General features: G+C 62.2%; 1 protein-coding gene. It reads right to left on the reverse strand.

The window, feature by feature from the left end; genetic code table 11:
- Positions 1-90 precede the first annotated feature (90 nt).
- The gene (gene ltrA, locus AB0M29_RS45080) at positions 91-1,350 is read right to left on the reverse strand and encodes a group II intron reverse transcriptase/maturase (RefSeq protein ID WP_365393655.1); all 1,260 of its coding nucleotides are present in this window, start codon (positions 1,348-1,350) and stop codon (positions 91-93) included.
- Between the last annotated feature and the right edge of the window lie 591 nt (positions 1,351-1,941).

The following is a 1,941-nucleotide window of genomic DNA, read 5'->3' on the forward strand; positions in this document are numbered from 1 at the left end:
TGCCGAGTAGCCGAGGGGAATCTCACCCCTCGGCTCTCACAGAACCGTGCGTAACAGTCGCCCGTTACACGGCTCTTGTCGTTCTGGTCATCAGACCGATACGGCACCCGTGGTCAGGCGCCAGTGCGCGAACATGCGGGGGTATCGCTGGGCGATCTCCTGCATCTTCGCGAGGGCCTTCCGCTTGGCCGCGAGCCGCTTGTACTTCTGGCGGATCCAGCGCACCAGGTAGGCGTTGATGCGCATCACGAAGGGGATCAACTCCCATGGCCTGAAGCGTCCGTAGTAGTTGAGCCAGCCCGCCACCACAGGGTTGATCCTGCGGGCGAGCTCCTGGAAGGAAAGTTCAGAGTGGGTGTGCAGGTGCCAGGACCGCAGCTCCCGCCCCATCCTCTTCAAGGCGTCCTTGCTGACCGCCGGGTCGAACCCGAGGAACAGGTTCCCGTGCCGACTCCGGTTCTTCCTGGCGCGGAACGTGTACCCGAGGAAGGTGAACGACGTGTGCTCGTAAGCGCCACGTCGGTGGCCGTCCTTGCAGTAGACGATCCGGGTCTTGTCCGGGTGTAGATGCACCCCAACTTCGACCATCCTGTCCGTGAGCGCGGCCAGCACTTGGCGGGCCTGGCGCTCGGTGACGCAGTGCAGTACCGCGTCGTCCGCATAGCGTTCGAACCAGACGGACGGGAACTCCCGGTCCATCCAGGTGTCGAACGCGTAGTGCAGGAACAAGTTCGCCAGGACGGGAGACACCGGGGCCCCTTGCGGGGTCCCGCGCTCCCGCTCCAGCAGGGAGCCGTCGGGCATGACGAGCGGTGCTTCGAGCCACCGCCGCACATACAACTTCACCCAGACGGCGTCGGTGTGCGCTTCCACCGCCTTGACCAGCAGGTCCCAGGGCACACTGTCGAAGAACTTGGCGATGTCGAACTCCACCACCCAGTCCCTTTTCCAGCAGCGTTCCCTGCATTTCTCCACTGCGTCCAAGGCGGACCGTCCGGGCCGGTATCCGAAGCTGTCCGGGTGGAAAATGGGCTCCACCCTGCGCATCAGATACCGGGCCACCACGGTCTGTGCCACGCGGTCAGCGACAGCGGGAATGCCAAGCATTCTCTCGCCGCCTCCATGTGACTTTGGAATGGCCACCGCACGCACCGGAGGCGGAAAGTAGGAGCCCGACGACATACGGTTCCAGACCTTATACAGATTGTTCTTCAGGTCCTTCTCGAAGTCGGCGATTCTCTGCCCGTCCACGCCGGGTGCACCCTTGTTAGCTCTGACTTCCTCCCATGCCTCCTTGATCTCCCACTTCGAAATCTCAAACGGCTTGGTCGATGATTTCAACTGGCCCATCGAACTCCTCCCGGACACTGTCCGGTTGATGCGATCAACTCAGTCACGAACGACCCGACCCCTTCGCTCCACCCCCATTACAGGGGCTTCGTCACTACTACGAGCCGGTCCGCCAGCAGGCCCCACGTCGGTACTCGACCCCTTGCAGTGGCTGCCGCTTGGGGCACTCCCTCTCGCCCGCCAGCCGACGGGCAGTATCGGGTCCTGCCTTCTCCTGTTCCATGCGAAAGCCGCAGACCGGACTCACGTCGCCTACATGCCGGACACCACCTGGCCAATAAGCGGGCTCCCGCCAGGCTCATCCCAGAGTTCTGGTCACACCCCGGTTTCGATGCCGTCTGTTTATCTTTCGACACGTCAGCAGCGATTCACTTGCGTTCGTCTTCCCGGTCCCCACCTGACGCCTCTTACGACGCCTTTTCCTCATCGCTCACCACGACAGTCATTGGCTAACGCGGCATGAGGCGGTTTAGAGCCTCCCCCCACAGGGCGGCTCTGAAGGGCCACAAAACCTTCATCTTCCGCACAGCATCACTTCCAGAAGTTGCCTACGACCAACTCCTTTTCATGTTCAGGACACAAGACCAGGGA

The sequence above is a fragment of the Streptomyces sp. NPDC051976 genome, from assembly GCF_040680795.1.
In the GTDB taxonomy this organism is placed as follows: domain Bacteria; phylum Actinomycetota; class Actinomycetes; order Streptomycetales; family Streptomycetaceae; genus Actinacidiphila.

What these genes read in the sequence shown, in the direction of transcription:
- ltrA (WP_365393655.1), bottom strand. Translation starts at nt 1,350, where the DNA reads ATGGGCCAGTTGAAATCATCGACCAAGCCGTTTGAGATTTCGAAGTGG.